Below are 16,778 nucleotides of genomic sequence, written 5' to 3'. Positions count from 1 at the left end.
GTGAGCCATGTTCGAATCCGCGGAAATCGGTCACAGCATTGACAAGGAAACCTACGAGGCCGAATTGCCGGCCCTGCGCGAGGCGTTGCTGGAGGCCCAGTTCGAGCTCAAGCAGCAGGCGCGTTTCCCGGTCATCGTACTGATCAACGGTGTCGAGGGTGCCGGCAAGGGCGAAACGGTCAAGCTGCTCAACGAGTGGATGGACCCGCGGATGATCGATGTGCTCACCTTCGACCAGCAGACCGACGAAGAACTGGCGCGCCCACCCGCCTGGCGATACTGGCGTGCACTACCGCCCAAAGGGCGAATGGGCGTGTTCTTCGGCAACTGGTACAGCCAGATGTTGCAGGGGCGGGTGCATGGTCGCTTCAAGGATGCGGTGCTCGACCAGGCCATCACCGGCGCCGAGCGCCTGGAGCAGATGCTTTGCGACGAAGGTGCACTGATCATCAAGTTCTGGTTCCACCTCTCCAAGAAACAGATGAAGACCCGGCTCAAGGTGCTGCGCGACGATCCGCTGCACAGTTGGCGCATCAGTCCGCTGGACTGGCAGCAGTCCGAGACCTACGACCGCTTCGTACGTTTCGGTGAGCGGGTTCTGCGGCGCACCAGCCGCGACTACGCGCCCTGGCATGTGATCGAGGGTGTCGATCCGCACTACCGTGCGCTGGCGGCCGGGCGCATTCTGCTCGAAAGCCTGAACGCGGCGCTGGCCAATGCGCCGAAGGGCAAGCACCAGGGCAATGTCGCGCCATTGGGGCGCAGTATCGATCAGTTGAGCTTGCTCGGCGCGCTGGATCTCACCCGGCGCCTCGACAAGCACGACTACCAGAAGCAGCTGGTCGCCGAGCAGGCGCGCCTGGCCGGGCTGTTGCGGCACAAGCGCATGCGCGAGCACGCCCTTGTCGCGGTGTTCGAAGGCAACGATGCTGCGGGCAAGGGTGGGGCGATTCGTCGCGTGGCCGCCGCGCTGGACCCACGCCAGTACCGCATCGTGCCGATCGCTGCGCCCACCGAAGAGGAGCGAGCCCAGCCCTACCTCTGGCGGTTCTGGCGGCATGTACCGGCGCGCGGCAAGTTCACCATCTTCGACCGCTCCTGGTACGGCAGGGTGCTGGTGGAGCGAGTCGAAGGATTCTGCACCCCGGCGGACTGGATGCGCGCCTATGGCGAGATCAATGATTTCGAGGAACAGTTGAGCAACTCGGGCATCGTGGTCGTGAAGTTCTGGCTGGCAATCGACCAAGAGACACAGTTGCAGCGCTTCGAGGAACGTGAAGAGATCCCGTTCAAGCGCTACAAGATCACCGAGGAAGACTGGCGTAACCGTGACAAGTGGGATGTATACGCCGAGGCGGTGGGTGACATGGTCGATCGTACCAGCACCGAGATTTCGCCCTGGACGCTGGTAGAGGCCAACGACAAGCGCTGGGCGCGGGTCAAGGTGCTGCGCACCATCAACGATGCACTGGAAGCGGCGTTCGCCAGGCACAAGAAGTGACGCATCCCGTCCGCCGCGGGGCAGCCATGCCCCGCGGGAATGACCTGATGAATTCTTTTCCCGCCACTTTCTGCCAGCCCCATCTTTGCAGCCCTTAGACTTCAATCACCCCACTCAGGGCATTGATCGAGGACGCTATGCACATTTCTTCCGGACGCTGGGTCCATGGTCTGTTCCTGGCGCTGCTGACCGCGCTGCTGTGGGGCATTCTGCCGATCAAGCTCAAGCAGGTGCTGCAGGTGATGGATCCGATCACGGTCACCTGGTATCGGCTGCTGGTCTCCGGCGGCCTGTTGTTCGCCTGGCTGGCCGCCAACCGGCGCCTGCCGCCAGTCCAGCGGCTAGGGCGCAAGGGCTTGGGCCTGGTAGCGGTGGCCGTGTGTGGGCTGATGGGTAACTACGTGCTGTATCTGGTCGGTCTCAAACTGCTCAGCCCTGGTACTGCGCAGTTGGTGGTGCAACTGGGGCCGGTGCTGTTGCTGGTGGCCAGTGTGTTTGTGTTCAAAGAGCGTTTCAGCTTGGGCCAGGGTATCGGGTTGCTGGTGTTGCTGGCCGGTTTCGGGCTGTTCTTCAACCAGCGCCTGGACGAGCTGCTGACATCACTTGGGACCTATACCACCGGTGTACTGACGATCATCCTGGCCACCAGCATCTGGGTGTTCTATGCCCTGAGTCAGAAGCAGTTGCTGACGGTCTGGCATTCGCAGCAGGTAATGATGGTGATCTACCTGTGCTGCGCGGCGCTGCTGACGCCTTGGGCGCACCCGCTGGAGGCGCTGCAACTGACGGCTGTACAAGGCTGGTTGCTGCTGGCGTGCTGCCTGAACACCCTGGTCGCCTATGGCGCATTTGCCGAGGCTTTGGCGCATTGGGAAGCATCGCGGGTGAGTGCGACCTTGGCACTGACGCCGCTGGTCACCTTTATTGCGGTGGCGCTATCGGCCTGGGTGTGGCCGGAGTACGTGCATGCCGAACAGATCAATGCGCTCGGCTATGCCGGGGCGGTGACGGTGGTGGCAGGGTCGGCACTGGTGGCGCTGGGGCCTTCGCTGGTGGCGGGGTGGCGGGCGCGGCGGGCCAGGGTGGCAGAGGTTCGCTGATAATCGGCGATGGCCTCTTCGCGGGCAAGCCCGCGAAGAGGCCCCTATCGGCTCAGGATCAGCCCTTGGCCCCCGGTGCCAGCATGTTTTCCGGGCGCACCCACTGGTCGAACTGCTCGTTGGTCAGGTACTTGAGCTCCAGCGCTGCCTCGCGCAGGGTCTTGCCCTCGCTGTACGCCTTCTTGGCAATTTCCGCAGCCTTGTCGTAGCCGATGTGCGGGTTCAGCGCCGTCACCAGCATCAACCCGCGCTCCAGGTGGGCGGCCATCTGTTCGGCGTCCGGCTCGATGCCGGCCACGCAGTGCTCCTGGAAGTTGTGGCAGCCATCGGCCAACAGTTCGATCGTCTGCAGCAGGTTGTGGATGATCACCGGCTTGAACACATTCAACTGCAAGTGCCCCTGGCTGGCCGCGAAGCCGATCGCCGCATCGTTGCCCAGTACCTGACAGGCCAGCATCGACAGGGCTTCGCATTGGGTCGGATTGACCTTGCCCGGCATGATGGAGCTGCCTGGTTCGTTGGCCGGCAGGCGTACCTCGGCAAGCCCGGCACGCGGGCCGGAACCCAGCAGGCGCAGGTCGTTGGCGATCTTCATCAGGACCACGGCGAGAGTTTTGAGCGCGCCAGCCAGGCTGGTCAGTGGCTCATGGCCGGCGAGGGCGGCGAACTTGTTCGGTGCGGTGACAAAGGGCAGGCCGGACAGCGCCGCGAGCTCAGCGGCAATGGCTTCGGCAAAGCCGTGTGGGGCGTTGAGACCGGTGCCGACGGCCGTGCCGCCCTGGGCCAGTTCACAAACTGCCGGAAGGGTGGCGCGAATTGCCCGCTGGGCGTAGTCAAGCTGGGCAACGAAGGCCGAGATTTCCTGGCCGAAGGTGATGGGCGTGGCGTCCATCATGTGCGTGCGGCCAGTCTTGACCAGATTCGAGTGACGCGCCGACAGTTCTGCCAGGCCCGACGACAACTCGGCGATGGCCGGCAGCAACTTGCCATGCACGGCCTGGGCGGCGGCGATGCTCATGGCGGTAGGGAAGCAGTCGTTGGAGCTCTGCGAGCGGTTGACGTGGTCGTTCGGGTGGACTGGCACCTTGCCGCCACGGCCCTTGCCAGCCAGTTCGTTGGCGCGCCCGGCAATCACTTCGTTGACGTTCATGTTGCTCTGGGTGCCACTGCCGGTCTGCCAGACCACCAGCGGGAACTGATCGTCGTGTTCGCCGTCGAGCACTTCGTCGGCGGCTTGTTCGATCAGTCGGGCAATGTCGGCTGGCAGGTCGCCGTTACGGTCGTTGACTCGTGCCGCGGCTTTCTTGACCAGCGCCAGGGCGTGGAGGACAGCCAGGGGCATGCGCTCCTTGCCGATGGCGAAGTTGATCAGCGAGCGCTGGGTTTGCGCACCCCAGTAGGCGTCCTCTGGAACTTCGACCGGGCCCAGGCTGTCTGTCTCGATACGGCTCATGCTGCGCTCACTCCTTTGTTCAGTCAGAAGTCGCAGTTTAGGCCCTGATCCACCCGGGCGGTCAATCGCTCGTCTTCCCACTTGAGCACAGTGCCCATCGCGGCGCAGAATGCTCTACTCTGAGGTATCCGCCTCACCCTCTCATGAAGGAATTGCAATGACCCGCCTCCGTGTCCTCTTTGCCGCCGTCGCCCTGGCCTGTGCCAGCGGCCAGGTCCTCGCCGCAACTGCCAGCCACAACGCCGCCGCCGAGAAATTCCTGACCCTGGCCAATGCCGACAAGCTGGGCACCCCGGTGTACATGCAGGTCCAGCAGATGTTCGCCCAGCGCTTCGAGCAGACCAAGGCCCCGGCCGCGAAGAAATCCGTGCTCGACAGCTACCAGGCCAAGGCCAACGCCGCCCTGGACAATGCCATTGGCTGGAAGAAGCTCAAGCCGCAGATGGTCAACCTGTACACCGCGACCTTCACCGAGCAGGAGCTCAACGACCTGGTCAAGTTCTACGAGTCGCCGCTGGGCAAGAAAGTCCTGCGCGAAATGCCCAAGGTCACCCAGCAGTCGGCCCAGCTGACCCAGCAGAGCCTGGAGCCTGCAGTGCCGGTGGTGAACAAGCTGCTGGACGACATGACCAAGGAGCTTGACCCGAACGCTGGCAAGGCCGCCGCTCCGGCGAAGAAGTGAGCCTGAATCGATGAGCATGCAACAACGCATCGAGCAGCAACTGGCAGCGCTTGGCGATCAGCACCTGCAGGTGCTGAATGAAAGCCACATGCACAGTCGTGGGCAGGAGACGCACTACAAGGCGGTGCTGGTCAGCGAGCAGTTCGCCGGCCTGAACAGCGTCAAGCGTCACCAGAAGGTCTACGCCACCATGGGCGAGCTGATGGGCGAGATTCATGCCCTGGCCATCCACACCTACACGCCCGAAGAATGGGCGCAGGTAGGGGCGGCGCCGGCCTCGCCGGTGTGTGCCGGCGGCGGGCACTGAAACCTGTCCGTCGTTCTGGTAGAATCCGCTTCATCCGGGGGCCGCTTTGCGGCCCCCGTGTTTTTTGTCAAACCCGGTCCGCCCCTTACGAGGGCAACCACCTGGAGATACAGATTCATGTCCCAACCGATCGTCGTGGCGGCGCTCTATAAGTTCGTCACCCTCGAAGACTACCTCGACCTGCGCGAGCCATTGTTGAAAACCCTGCAGGACAACGACGTCAAAGGCACTTTGCTGCTGGCGCTCGAGGGTATCAATGGCACGGTCTCCGGTACCCGTGAAGGTATCGACGGCCTGCTGGCCTGGCTGCGCAACGACCCGCGCCTGGCGGATGTCGACCATAAAGAGTCGTACTGCGATGAGCAGCCGTTCTACCGCACCAAGGTCAAGCTCAAGAAAGAGATCGTCACCCTCGGCGTGCCGGGCGTCGACCCCAACAAGCAGGTCGGCACCTATGTCGAACCCAAGGACTGGAACGCGCTGATCAGCGACCCCGAAGTGCTGCTGATCGACACCCGCAATGACTATGAAGTGGCCATCGGCACCTTCAAGGGCGCCATCGATCCGAAGACCGAGACCTTCCGCGAGTTTCCCGACTACATCAAGGCCAACTTCGACCCGAGCAGACACAAGAAGGTCGCGATGTTCTGCACCGGCGGCATTCGCTGTGAAAAAGCGTCCAGCTACATGCTCGGTGAAGGCTTCGAGGAGGTCTATCATCTTAAGGGTGGGGTCCTGAAATACTTCGAGGAAGTGCCTCAGGAAGAAAGCCTCTGGGACGGCGACTGCTTCGTCTTCGACAACCGCGTCACGGTGCGCCACGACCTGTCCGAGGGCGAGTACGACCAGTGCCATGCCTGCCGCCATCCGATCAATGCGGATGACCGTGCGTCCGAGCATTATTCGCCCGGGGTGAGCTGCCCGCATTGCTGGGACACCCTGAGCGAGAAGACCCGGCGCAGCGCCATCGACCGCCAGAAGCAGATCGAGCTGGCCAAGGCGCGCAACTTGCCGCACCCGATCGGTTACAACTACAAAGCCGAGGCCTGATGCATGACTGCACGCCTGCTCTATGTGATGGACCCGATGTGTTCCTGGTGCTGGGGCTTCGCTCCCGTGGCCGAGGCGTTGATCGCCCAGGCGCGGGATGCCGGTGTGCCGACGCGCCTGGTGGTGGGTGGCCTGCGCAGCGGTAGCAGCGCGTTGGATAGCTCGACGCGCAAGTACATCCTCGAGCATTGGCAGGCGGTCGCCGAGGCCACTGGTCAGGCGTTTTGCTTCGAGGGCGCCATGCCTGACGGGTTCGTCTATGACACCGAGCCGGCCTGCCGCGCCTTGGTCACGGCGCGTGATCTCGATGCCGAGCGCGGTTGGGCGCTGCTCAAGCTGATCCAGGGCGCGTTCTACGAACAGGGCCTGGATGTCACCCGTGCCCCGCAACTGGTGGACCTGGCCGAGCAGGCAGGCTTCGACCGCGAACGGTTTTCTGCAGCGTTCGCAAGCGTCGAGACCCGCACGACCACGACAGCCGACTTTGCCTGGGTTCAGGACCTGGGTATCGCCGGCTTCCCGACCCTGCTGGCCGAGCGCAATGGTCAACTGGCCCTGCTGACCAACGGCTATCAGCCGCTCGATCGCCTGCAGCCGTTGCTGGGCCGCTGGCTGCAGCAGGCTGCCTGTGCTTGATCTGCCAGGGTCTAGCGACCCTGTGCCGGGGAAGCCCCCCGTTGCGCACGATCGTCTGAGCTGGGCGGAAATCCGCCGCCTGGCGCTGCACCACAAGAAGGCCTTGTGGACTGCCAACCTGGTTGCCGTGCTTGCCGCCCTCTGCAGCGTGCCGATTCCCTTGCTGCTGCCCTTGCTGGTCGATGAAGTGCTGCTGGGCCATGGCGACGCTGCCTTGAAATGGATGAACCAGTTCCTGCCGAGCCAGTGGCAGGTGGCAGCCGGTTATATCGGCTTGATGCTGGTTGCGACCCTCAGCCTGCGCCTGGCCTCGCTGGCCTTCGGCGTGATCCAGGCCAGGCAGTTCGCCGGGCTGGCCAAGGATATCGTGTACCGCTTGCGAATCCGCCTGATCGAGCGGCTCAAGCGGATCTCGCTCAAGGAGTATGAAAGCCTGGGCAGTGGCACGGTCACTACGCATCTGGTCACCGACCTGGATACCCTGGACAAGTTCGTCGGTGAAACGCTCAGCCGCTTCCTGGTGGCCATGCTGACGCTTACCGGCACTGCGGCGATCCTGATCTGGATGCACTGGAAGCTGGCGCTTCTGATCCTGCTGTTCAACCCGTTGGTGATCTATTTCACCGTGCAGTTGGGCAAGCGGGTCAAGCACCTGAAGAAGCTCGAGAACGACAGTACCGGACGTTTTACCCAGGCGCTGAGCGAGACCCTCGACGCCATCCAGGAAATCCGCGCAAGCAACCGCCAGGGCTATTTCCTTGGGCGCCTGGGAGTACGTGCGCGGGAGGTACGCGACTATGCGGTGGCCTCGCAGTGGAAGAGTGACGCCAGTGGTCGGGCCAGCGGTCTGCTGTTCCAGTTCGGCATCGACATTTTCCGTGCTGCGGCGATGCTCACGGTGTTGTTCTCCGACCTGTCGATCGGGCAGATGCTGGCTGTGTTCAGCTACCTGTGGTTCATGATCGGCCCGGTGGAACAGTTGCTCAACCTGCAGTACGCCTATTACGCGGCCGGTGGTGCGCTGAGCCGGCTCAACGAGTTGCTGTCGCGAGAGGACGAGCCGCAGTATCCGGCCGCCTGTGATCCGTTCGCGGGGCACGCGACGGTGGGTATCGAGGTGCGCGACCTGCGCTTCGCCTATGCCGATGAGCCGGTGCTCGATCACCTGGACCTGTCCATCGCTCCGGGCGAGAAGGTGGCTATCGTCGGTGCCAGCGGCGGCGGCAAGAGTACGCTGGTTCAGCTGCTGCTGGGGTTGTACAGCGCCCAGGCCGGGACCATTCGCTTTGGCGGTGCCAGCCTTCAGGAGATCGGCCTGGAGACCCTGCGCGAACATGTCGCGGTGGTGCTGCAGCATCCGTCGTTGTTCAACGACAGTGTGCGCGCCAACCTGACCATGGGCCGCGAGTGCAGTGACGACGCCTGTTGGCAGGCGCTGCGCATTGCCCAGCTCGATGCCACCATCGCCGCGCTGCCGCAGGGATTGGACAGTGTGGTGGGGCGCTCTGGTGTGCGCCTGTCCGGGGGCCAGCGTCAACGCCTGGCGATTGCCCGCATGGTACTGGCCGAGCCGAAGGTGGTGATTCTCGACGAGGCCACCTCGGCCCTCGATGCGGCCACCGAATACAACCTCCATCAGGCCCTGGCGCGCTTCCTCAGCGGCCGCACCACCCTGATCATTGCCCATCGCCTGTCAGCGGTGAAACAGGCTGATCGGGTTCTGGTATTCGACGGCGGTCATGTGGCCGAAGACGGCGGCCACCAGCAGCTCATCGCCGAAGGCGGGTTGTACGCCAAGCTGTATGGGCACCTGCAACAGTCCTGATCGGGCGGTGCATCAATAGGTGCAGTGGCTGCGACAAAAAGCTCCGCGCAGTTATGGCAAATGGCCTACGCTGTGCTTGTCTGGGTCGATTCGTGCCATATCCGCTCTGAGACAGGGACTACATGAAGGGAAATCGGACTCTCGAGGCGCCAAGGTTGCTGGGAATCATCTGGCCCTTCGTCGCAGTGGTGGTTTTCCAGGTGCTGTTGGGCAGCCTCAGTCTTTATTCGCTTTCGGCCATGCGCGCGTACGTGGCCGGCGAAAGCCTGTGGTCCAAGGCACAGAAAGACGCCATCTATTACCTCAATCTGTATGCCGAAAGCCAGGACGAACGCATCTTCCAGCGTTATCGCCAGGCCATTGCCATACCCCAGGGCGACCGTGAGCTACGGGTGGCTCTCGATCAGCCTATCCCGGACCTGGAGGCGGCGCGGCGCGGGATCTTGCAAGGTGGTAACCATCCGGACGACGTCAACCGGATCATCTGGTTCTACCGCAATTTTCGCCAGATCAGTTACATGCAGAAGGCCATCGGCTACTGGAACACCGGCGACGACTACCTGCGGCAACTGGACGGCCTGGCCCAGCAAATGCGCGAGGCCTTCGTCCAGGGGGTGGCCACTGAACGCGAGGTGGCGGACTGGAAAGCGCGTATCGTTTCGATCAACGAGGGCGTGACGCCGGCCGCCAAGGCATTCAGCGATGCCTTGGGTGAAGGCTCGCGGGTGCTGCTCCGGGTGTTGATGGTCACCAACCTGCTCACGGCGTTGATTCTCATCGCCCTGGCCTGGCGCCGTTCTGCACGGTTGCTGTCCCAGCGCCAGGCGTTTGCCAGCGCTTTGCAGGTGGAGCGTGAGCGGGCACAGACCACCCTTGAGTCGATCGGCGATGCGGTGATCACCACCGATGTCGAGGGGTGCATCGTCTACATGAACCCTGCCGCGGAGCAGTTGACCCATTGGCAGGCTTCCCAGGCCCAGGGCTTGCCGCTGGCGGCGCTGTTCAGTCTGCTCGATGAGAATGCCGAGCGGGACAGCCTGACCCTGGTGGAGCAGGTTCTCAGCGGCAGCCTCAAGGGCGGCGCCGAGCATGCCCGGCTGATCCAGCGCCTGGATGGCAGTACGGTGTCGGTCAACCTGGTTGGATCGCCGATCCACACCGACGGCCAGATCAGCGGTATCGTGCTGGCCTTGCATGACATGACGCAGGAGCGGCAGTACATCGCCAACCTGTCCTGGCAGGCGACTCACGATGCCCTGACGGGCCTGGCCAACCGCCGCGAGTTCGAGTATCGCCTGGAGCAGGCGCTCAACACCCTGGCCCGTCAGTCGGGGCGCCATTCGCTGATGTTTCTCGACCTTGATCAGTTCAAGCTGGTCAACGATACCTGCGGACACGCTGCGGGTGATGAGTTGCTGCGCCATATCTGCGCCGTGCTGCAGGCAGGCCTGCGCGAAGGTGACACCCTGGCCCGGCTGGGCGGTGACGAATTCGGCGTGTTGCTGGAAAACTGCCCGCCCGACCAGGCCGAGCGGATTGCAGAGCACTTGCGCCAGACCGTGCAGAGCCTGCATTTCGTCTGGAAGGGACGACCCTTCGTCACCACCGTCAGTATTGGCCTGGTACACATTGCCCAGTCGCCTGGCACCCTTGAGGCTTCGCTGCGGGCAGCCGACATGGCTTGCTACATGGCCAAGGAGAAGGGGCGCAACCGTGTGCAGGTCTACCATGCCGACGACAGCGAGTTGTCGATGCGCTTTGGCGAGATGGCCTGGATCCAGCGCCTGCATGTCGCGCTCGAGGAAAACCGCTTCTGCCTGTATGCCCAGGAAATCGCCCCGCTCAAGCCTGACATGGGCGCCGGGCACATAGAGATTCTCCTGCGCCTGCATGACGAGAGCGGTCGGACCGTTCTGCCTGACAGCTTCATCCCTGCTGCCGAACGCTATGGCCTGATGACCGCACTTGATCGCTGGGTGGTGCGCAATGTGTTTCAGGTGATTCGTCAGGCACTGGATGAAGGTTGCAGCCGGCCGCTGGCGATGTGCGCGATCAATCTGTCGGGTAGCAGCATTGGGGACGACAAGTTCCTGGAGTACTTGCAGCGATCGTTCGCCGAGTACCAGATTCCTCCGCACATGATTTGTTTCGAAATAACCGAGACCAGCGCAATCGCCAATTTGGGAAGTGCTATTCGCTTCATCAACGAATTGAAAGGCTTGGGGTGCAAGTTCTCCCTCGACGATTTCTGCGCCGGGATGTCGTCATTCGCCTATTTGAAGCATTTACCCGTAGACTTCCTGAAGATCGACGGAAGTTTCGTCAAAGATATGCTGGACGATCCCATTAACAGGGCTATGGTGGAGGTGATCAACCATATCGGCCATGTCATGGGTAAGCGCACCATCGCCGAGTTCGTCGAGACGCCGTTGATCGAGCAGGCGCTGCAGGAGATCGGCGTGGATTTCGCGCAGGGTTATCTGATCGAGCGGCCGCAGGTGTTCACCTGTGGCAGCCTCCAGCGACAACGGATTGCAGTAAGGCCCCTGTTGCACCGGGCGCCAGGGACCTTCCGCTGACACCAATAGCCGTCCGGGAAATCACAGGGAATCAAGGAGCTGACAGTGATTGACGCATTCGTTCGGATCGGTCCATTGATGGACGCCAAGAGCTATCCCGACTGGGCGCAGAAAATGATCGATGATTGCGCCGAGAGCAAGCGCAAGGTGGTCGAGCATGAGGTCTACCAGCGCCTGAGCGACGGCAAACTGAGCAAGAAGACCATCCGCCAGTACTTGATCGGTGGTTGGCCGGTGGTCGAACAGTTCTCGCTGTACATGGCCCACAACCTCACCAAGACCCGCTATGGCCGAAGCCAGGGCGAGGATATGGCGCGGCGTTGGTTGATACGTAATATCCGGGTCGAACTCAATCATGCCGACCATTGGGTCAAGTGGTGCAAGGCGCACGACATTACCTTGAAAGACTTGCAGGCCCAGGATGTTCCGCCTGAGCTGAACGGCTTGAACGATTGGTGCTGGCGCGTCTGTGCGACCGAGTCCCTGGCCATTGCGATGGCCGCGACCAACTATGCGATCGAAGGGGCGACGGGCGAGTGGTCGGCGAAGGTGTATCCCGACACGGACTATGCGCAGGCCTTCATCCAGCGAGGTGACAAGGAGTCCAAGGCGGCCATGAGGTGGCTGGATCTGCACGCCGAGTACGATGATGCTCACCCATGGGAGGCGCTGGAGATCATTTGCACGCTGGTGGGCGAGAACCCTTCCGTGGAATTGCAGGCGCAGCTGCGCAAGGCGATCTGCAAGAGCTACGACTGCATGTACCTGTTCCTGGAGCGTTGCCTGGCAATGGAGCCTGTGCAGCGTCAGACCTTCAGCAAGCCGGTGTTGGCGGCGGGCTGATCAGGTGCCCGGCCTCATCGCGCGCTTGCAGGGATGAGGCCGGTGCAGTTGCCGGCGGTTATTGGGCGTTGAACGCCTGCCCGTTCACGCCGCTGCTGTCAGGGCCCATCAGGTACAGGTACACCGGCATGATGTCTTCGGGCAGCGGATTGTCTTGCGGGTTCTCGCTGGGATAGGCCAGCGCCCGCATCGCCGTGCGCGTGGCACCCGGGTTGATGCTGTTGGCGCGCACCGGCGCCACGCCTTCAAGTTCGTCGGCCAGGGTCTGCATCAGGCCTTCGGTGGCGAACTTCGACACGCCATAGGCGCCCCAGTAGGCCCGGCCCTTGCGCCCCACGCTGGACGAGGTGAACACCACCGACGCGTCCTCGGACAACTTGAGCAGCGGCAGCAATGTGCTGGTCAGCATGAAGGTCGCGTTGACGTTGATGTGCATCACGCGCATGAAGTTGTCGCCCGACAACTGCTCCAGCGGCGTACGCGGGCCGATGATCGACGCGTTGTTGAGCAGGCCGTCGAGGCGCCCGAACTGTTCTTCGACCATCACCGCCAGTTCGTCGTATTGATGGGGCAGGGCGGTTTCCAGGTTGAACGGGATCACCACGGGTTGTGGGTGGCCGGCGGCCTCTATCTGGTCGTAGACCTCGTTGAGGTTGGCCTCGGTCTTGCCCAGCAGCAGCACGGTGGCCCCCAGTGCTGCGTAGGCCTTGGCGGCGGCAGCGCCGATGCCGCGGCCAGCGCCGGTGACAAGAATGACCCGACCCTTGAGCAGGTCGGGGCGGGCGATGTAGTCGAACATTGAGAATTCCCTGTTTTTATCCCTGTGTGTGCTGCCAGCCCTTACTGCTCAGCAGCCGCACAACGCACTGTCGATCACCTTGCGCAGGTCCAGCGGGTGGTCCACCACCACGTCGGCACCCCAGTTATTGGGGTTGTCCTCTGGATGAATATAGCCGTAGCGCACGGCTGCGGTGCGGGTGCCGGCATCGCGGCCGGATTCGATGTCACGCAGATCGTCGCCGACGAACAGTACGCTGGCCGGATCCAGGTCAAGCGTCTTGCAGGCGAGGATCAGCGGCTCGGGGTCGGGCTTGCTGTTCTTCACGTGATCGGGGCAGATCAGCAGCGCCGAGCGCTCGGCCAGGCCAAGCTGCTGCATGATCGGCTCGGCGAAGCGTACCGGCTTGTTGGTGACCACGCCCCACAGCAGGTTGCCTTTCTCGATGTCGTCCAGCAGTTCGGCCATGCCCTCGAACAGCTTGCTGTGCACCGCGCAGTCGCGCTGGTAGCGCTCAAGAAACTCCAGGCGCAGCGCTTCGAAGCCTTCGGCGTCAGGGCTCATGGCGAAAGTGGCGGCGACCATGGCCCGGGCGCCGCCGGAGATCACGCCGCGGATCAACTCGTCGTCCACGGCCGGCAGCCCGCGTTCGGCGAGCATGGCCTGGCAGATGGCGATGAAGTCTGGCGCGGTGTCCAGCAGGGTACCGTCCATGTCGAAGAGTACTGCTCGCAGGCGCATGCTCATTCCTCGCGCAGGGTCTGGATCATGTAGTTGACATCGACGTCGCTGGCCAGCTTGTAGTGCTTGGTCAGCGGATTGTAGGTGAGGCCGATGATGTCCTTCACTTCGAGGCCGGCAACACGGCTCCAGGCGCCGAGCTCCGATGGCCGGATGAATTTCTTGAAGTCATGGGTGCCGCGCGGCAGCATCTTGAGGATGTACTCGGCGCCGATGATCGCCAGCAGGTAGGCTTTGGGGTTGCGGTTGATGGTGGAGAAGAACACCTGGCCGCCGGGCTTGACCAGGCGATGGCAGGCGCGGATCACCGAGGAGGGGTCGGGTACGTGTTCGAGCATTTCCAGGCAGGTGACCACGTCGAACTGGCCAGGCAGCTCTTCTGCGAGCGCTTCGGCGGTGATTTGCCGGTACTCGACCTCGACCCCCGATTCCAGCTGGTGCAGGCGCGCCACGGCCAGTGGTGCTTCGCCCATGTCGATACCGGTCACGGTGGCGCCGCGCTGGGCCATTGCCTCGCTGAGGATGCCGCCGCCGCAGCCGACGTCCAGTACCTTCTTGCCGGCGAGGCTGGCGCGCTCTTCGATCCAGTTGACCCGCAGCGGGTTGATCTCGTGCAGGGGCTTGAACTCGCTCTCGCGGTCCCACCAGCGGTGAGCCAGGGCCTCGAACTTGGCGATTTCGGCGCGGTCGACGTTGCTCATTGAACAGATCCTCTGAAAACTTCGATAAAAGGTGTCTCAGGCGGCAGCCGCAGCTGCCGGCCGGTCATTCTTTGCCAGCGCGAATGCGCGCTCCCCAGGTGCGGGCGGTGTCGATCAGTGCGGCTTCGTCCATCTGGGTCAGGCGCCTGTCGTCGAGCAGGTGGTGGCCCGCGACCCAGACGTGGCGCACGCAGTCGCGGCCGGTGGCGTAGATCAGTTGCGAAACCGGGTCATGCACCGGTTGCTGGGCAAGGCCCGAGAGGTCGAAGGCGGTGATGTCCGCAGCCTTGCCCACCTCCAGCGAGCCGATGCTTGCCTCCAGCCCCAGGGCTCGGGCGCCGTTGAGCGTGGCCATGCGCAGGGCGCGGTGGGCGTCCAGGGCCGTGGCCGAACCTGCGACGGCCTTGGCCAGCAATGCTGCGGTCCGGGTTTCGCCAAGCAGGTCGAGGTCGTTGTTGCTGGCGGCGCCGTCGGTGCCTACGGCGACGTTGACCCCGGCCTGCCACAAGCGTTCGACCGGACAGAAGCCGCTGGCCAGCTTGAGGTTGGATTCCGGGCAGTGCACCACGCTGGTGTTGCTTTCTACCAACAGGGCAAGGTCGTCGTCGCTGATCTGGGTCATGTGCACGGCTTGCAGGCGCGGACCCAGCAGGCCGAGGCGCGCCAGGCGTGCCAGCGGGCGTTCGCCGTGCTCGGCCACGGCCCGCTCGACCTCGCCGGCGGTCTCGTGGATGTGCATGTGCAGCGGCGCGTCGAGCTGGTCGGCGATGACCCGGATCTTCTCCAGATTCTCGTCATTGACTGTATACGGGGCATGGGGGCCGAGGGCGATACTGATGCGTGGGTGATGGCGCAGGTCGCCGAACAGCTCGATGGCCAGGTGCAGGGCCTCGTCGGTGGTGCGCGCACCGGGGATGGGGAAGTCCAGCAACGGCACGGCCACCTGGGCGCGGATGCCGCTGCGGTGCACGCGGTCACAGGCTTCGCGGGGGAAAAAGTACATGTCGGCAAAGCAGGTGATGCCACCCTTGAGCTGCTCGGCGATTGCCAGGTCGGTGCCGTCGCGCACGAAGGCTTCGTCGACCCAGCGCCCCTCGGCCGGCCAGATGTGCTCCTGCAGCCAGGTCATCAGCGGCAGGTCGTCGGCCAGGCCGCGGAACAGGGTCATGGCGGCGTGCCCGTGGGCGTTGACCAGCCCCGGGGTGAGCACGCAGTCGGGCAGTTCGCGCACCTCGCGCGCCTGTGGTGCCCGCTCGCGGGGGCCGATCCAGGCAATCAGCCCGTCCCGAATGCCCAGGGCGTGCCCTTCGAGCGCCACGCCGGCCGGCTCCACGGGCACCAGCCAGCGGGGTGCGAGCAGCAGGTCGAGCGGCGAAGAGGCTGAAAGCATAGGCAGGCTACCGGGTTCCGTTAAATGGAACGCGCAGTATACCCGAGCGCCTGCGCCCGAGGCTCGCTATAATCGTCCGCTTTTGATCAGTGAATTGCGGGGAGAGGCGATGCGCGAGCGACTTTTGGCGGCGGAGAAGGTGACCAGCATCCAGTGGCGTGATGGCACCCTGCATCTGCTCGACCAGCGTCTGCTACCGACCCGCGAGCACTGGCTGACCTGCGTCGATGTGGCCTCCGTGGTCCAGGCGATCCGTGGCATGGCGGTGCGGGGTGCGGCTGCCATAGGCATCAGTGCTGCCTATGGGCTGGTGCTTGCGCTGCGTCAACGCCTGGCCGAGGACGATGACTGGGAGCAGGCGCTGGAAGAGGACTTCCTCGAACTGGCCGAGGCGCGCCCGACTGCTGCCAACCTGTTCTGGGCACTCAACCGCATGCGCGAGCGCCTGCAGCGGTTGCGCCCCGACGAGGACGTGCTCGCAGCCATGGAGGCTGAAGCTGTGGCGATCCACGACAGCGATCGCGAAGCCAACCTGACCATGGCGCAGAGCGGTATCGAGCAGATCCGTCGCCACCAGGGCAGCGAGCAGACCTTGCTGACCTACGGCAATGCCGGAGCTTTGGCCAGCGGTGGTTTCGGCACTGCGTTGGGGGTGATCCATGCCGCCTATCTGGAGGGCATGGTCGAGCGCGTCTATGCCGCAGAAACCCGCCCCTGGTTGCACGGATCGCGCCTGACGGCCTGGGAGCTGTCCCATGAGGGGATTCCGGTCACGTTGTGTGCAGACTCGGCGCTGGCGCACCTGATGAAGACCAAGGGCATCACCTGGGTTGTGGTCGGTGCCGATTGCATCGCGGCCAATGGCGACATGGCGAGCAAGATCGGCACATATCAGCTGGCGGTCTCTGCCATGCACCACGGCGTACGTTTCATGGTGGTGGCATCGAGTACCAGCATTGACCTCAACCTCGCCAGCGGTGATGACATCCCTCTCGAAGAGCGCGAGGCAGACGAGTTGCTGGAAGTGGCCGGGAAGCGGGTTGCTGCGGATGTCGAGGTGTTCAACACTGTTTTCGATGTGACCCCTGCGGATCTGATCGACGTGATCGTGACCGAAAAGGGTATTGTCGAGCGTCCGGACGCTGCAAAAATCGCCCAGTTGATGTGTCGCAAGCGCTTGCATTGAGGTTTT

15 protein-coding genes are annotated in these 16,778 nt (G+C 63.4%); 10 read left to right on the top strand and 5 right to left on the bottom strand.

Annotation, left to right across the window (positions count from 1 at the left end):
• Nucleotides 1-7 precede the first annotated feature (7 nt).
• Nucleotides 8-1,501, top strand: coding sequence for a polyphosphate:AMP phosphotransferase (gene pap, locus AB688_RS21155; RefSeq protein ID WP_063545787.1), 1,494 nt, complete (start codon nucleotides 8-10; stop codon nucleotides 1,499-1,501).
• A 137-nt stretch (nucleotides 1,502-1,638) separates the two neighbouring features.
• Entirely contained in the window at nucleotides 1,639-2,601 is a 963-nt protein-coding gene (locus AB688_RS21150) for a DMT family transporter (RefSeq protein ID WP_054893863.1), read from the top strand.
• A gap of 58 nt (nucleotides 2,602-2,659) precedes the next feature.
• Here AB688_RS21150 and AB688_RS21145 read toward each other — a convergent pair whose 3' ends face one another.
• Complete coding sequence (locus AB688_RS21145; RefSeq protein ID WP_063545786.1) at nucleotides 2,660-4,054, bottom strand: class II fumarate hydratase; 1,395 nt, start codon at nucleotides 4,052-4,054, stop codon at nucleotides 2,660-2,662.
• A gap of 157 nt (nucleotides 4,055-4,211) precedes the next feature.
• On the opposite strand from AB688_RS21145, the gene AB688_RS21140 reads away from it, so the two are divergent.
• From AB688_RS21140 to AB688_RS21110, 7 genes are all read left to right on the top strand, one after another.
• Nucleotides 4,212-4,736, top strand: a complete 525-nt coding sequence (locus AB688_RS21140; protein ID WP_054893865.1) for a DUF2059 domain-containing protein — start codon at nucleotides 4,212-4,214, stop codon at nucleotides 4,734-4,736.
• A gap of 10 nt (nucleotides 4,737-4,746) precedes the next feature.
• Nucleotides 4,747-5,043 carry a BolA family protein gene (locus AB688_RS21135; RefSeq protein WP_054893866.1) on the top strand — a complete coding sequence of 99 codons (297 nt, stop codon included), beginning with the start codon at nucleotides 4,747-4,749 and terminating at the stop codon, nucleotides 5,041-5,043.
• Between the two features lie 117 nt (nucleotides 5,044-5,160).
• Nucleotides 5,161-6,093 (top strand): rhodanese-related sulfurtransferase, encoded by a 933-nt coding sequence (locus AB688_RS21130; RefSeq protein WP_054893867.1) that lies wholly within the window; start codon nucleotides 5,161-5,163, stop codon nucleotides 6,091-6,093.
• Between the two features lie 3 nt (nucleotides 6,094-6,096).
• The gene (locus AB688_RS21125) at nucleotides 6,097-6,729 is read left to right on the top strand and encodes a DsbA family protein (protein WP_063545785.1); all 633 of its coding nucleotides are present in this window, start codon (nucleotides 6,097-6,099) and stop codon (nucleotides 6,727-6,729) included.
• Entirely contained in the window at nucleotides 6,722-8,554 is a 1,833-nt protein-coding gene (locus tag AB688_RS21120) for an ABC transporter ATP-binding protein (protein ID WP_054893869.1), read from the top strand. Before AB688_RS21125 ends, AB688_RS21120 begins: the two co-directional genes overlap by 8 nt.
• Nucleotides 8,555-8,676: 122 nt before the next feature.
• Nucleotides 8,677-11,133, top strand: a complete 2,457-nt coding sequence (locus tag AB688_RS21115) for an EAL domain-containing protein (RefSeq protein WP_063545784.1) — start codon at nucleotides 8,677-8,679, stop codon at nucleotides 11,131-11,133.
• A 45-nt stretch (nucleotides 11,134-11,178) separates the two neighbouring features.
• On the top strand, nucleotides 11,179-11,976 hold the full coding sequence (locus AB688_RS21110; RefSeq protein ID WP_063545783.1) for a TenA family transcriptional regulator: 798 nt from the start codon (nucleotides 11,179-11,181) through the stop codon (nucleotides 11,974-11,976).
• A 58-nt stretch (nucleotides 11,977-12,034) separates the two neighbouring features.
• On the opposite strand, the gene AB688_RS21105 is transcribed toward AB688_RS21110, so the two are convergent.
• From AB688_RS21105 to AB688_RS21090, 4 genes are all read right to left on the bottom strand, one after another.
• On the bottom strand, nucleotides 12,035-12,775 hold the full coding sequence (locus tag AB688_RS21105; RefSeq protein WP_054893871.1) for a YciK family oxidoreductase: 741 nt from the start codon (nucleotides 12,773-12,775) through the stop codon (nucleotides 12,035-12,037).
• A gap of 48 nt (nucleotides 12,776-12,823) precedes the next feature.
• Complete coding sequence (gene mupP / locus AB688_RS21100) at nucleotides 12,824-13,495, bottom strand: N-acetylmuramic acid 6-phosphate phosphatase MupP (RefSeq protein ID WP_063545782.1); 672 nt, start codon at nucleotides 13,493-13,495, stop codon at nucleotides 12,824-12,826.
• Between the two features lie 2 nt (nucleotides 13,496-13,497).
• The gene (gene ubiG / locus AB688_RS21095; protein WP_063545781.1) at nucleotides 13,498-14,196 is read right to left on the bottom strand and encodes a bifunctional 2-polyprenyl-6-hydroxyphenol methylase/3-demethylubiquinol 3-O-methyltransferase UbiG; all 699 of its coding nucleotides are present in this window, start codon (nucleotides 14,194-14,196) and stop codon (nucleotides 13,498-13,500) included.
• 64 nt (nucleotides 14,197-14,260) lie between these two features.
• Complete coding sequence (locus AB688_RS21090) at nucleotides 14,261-15,586, bottom strand: TRZ/ATZ family hydrolase (RefSeq protein WP_063545780.1); 1,326 nt, start codon at nucleotides 15,584-15,586, stop codon at nucleotides 14,261-14,263.
• Between the two features lie 109 nt (nucleotides 15,587-15,695).
• Between AB688_RS21090 and mtnA the strand changes: the two genes are divergently transcribed.
• A complete protein-coding gene (mtnA, locus tag AB688_RS21085) occupies nucleotides 15,696-16,772 on the top strand; it encodes an S-methyl-5-thioribose-1-phosphate isomerase (RefSeq protein ID WP_063545779.1) in 1,077 nt (358 codons plus the stop codon).
• Nucleotides 16,773-16,778 lie beyond the last annotated feature (6 nt).

It is taken from the genome of Pseudomonas putida (genome assembly GCF_001636055.1).
GTDB lineage: Bacteria > Pseudomonadota > Gammaproteobacteria > Pseudomonadales > Pseudomonadaceae > Aquipseudomonas > Aquipseudomonas machongensis.
The sequence above is the reverse complement of the archived record's forward strand: the minus strand, read 5'-3'. Positions and strand labels throughout refer to the sequence as shown.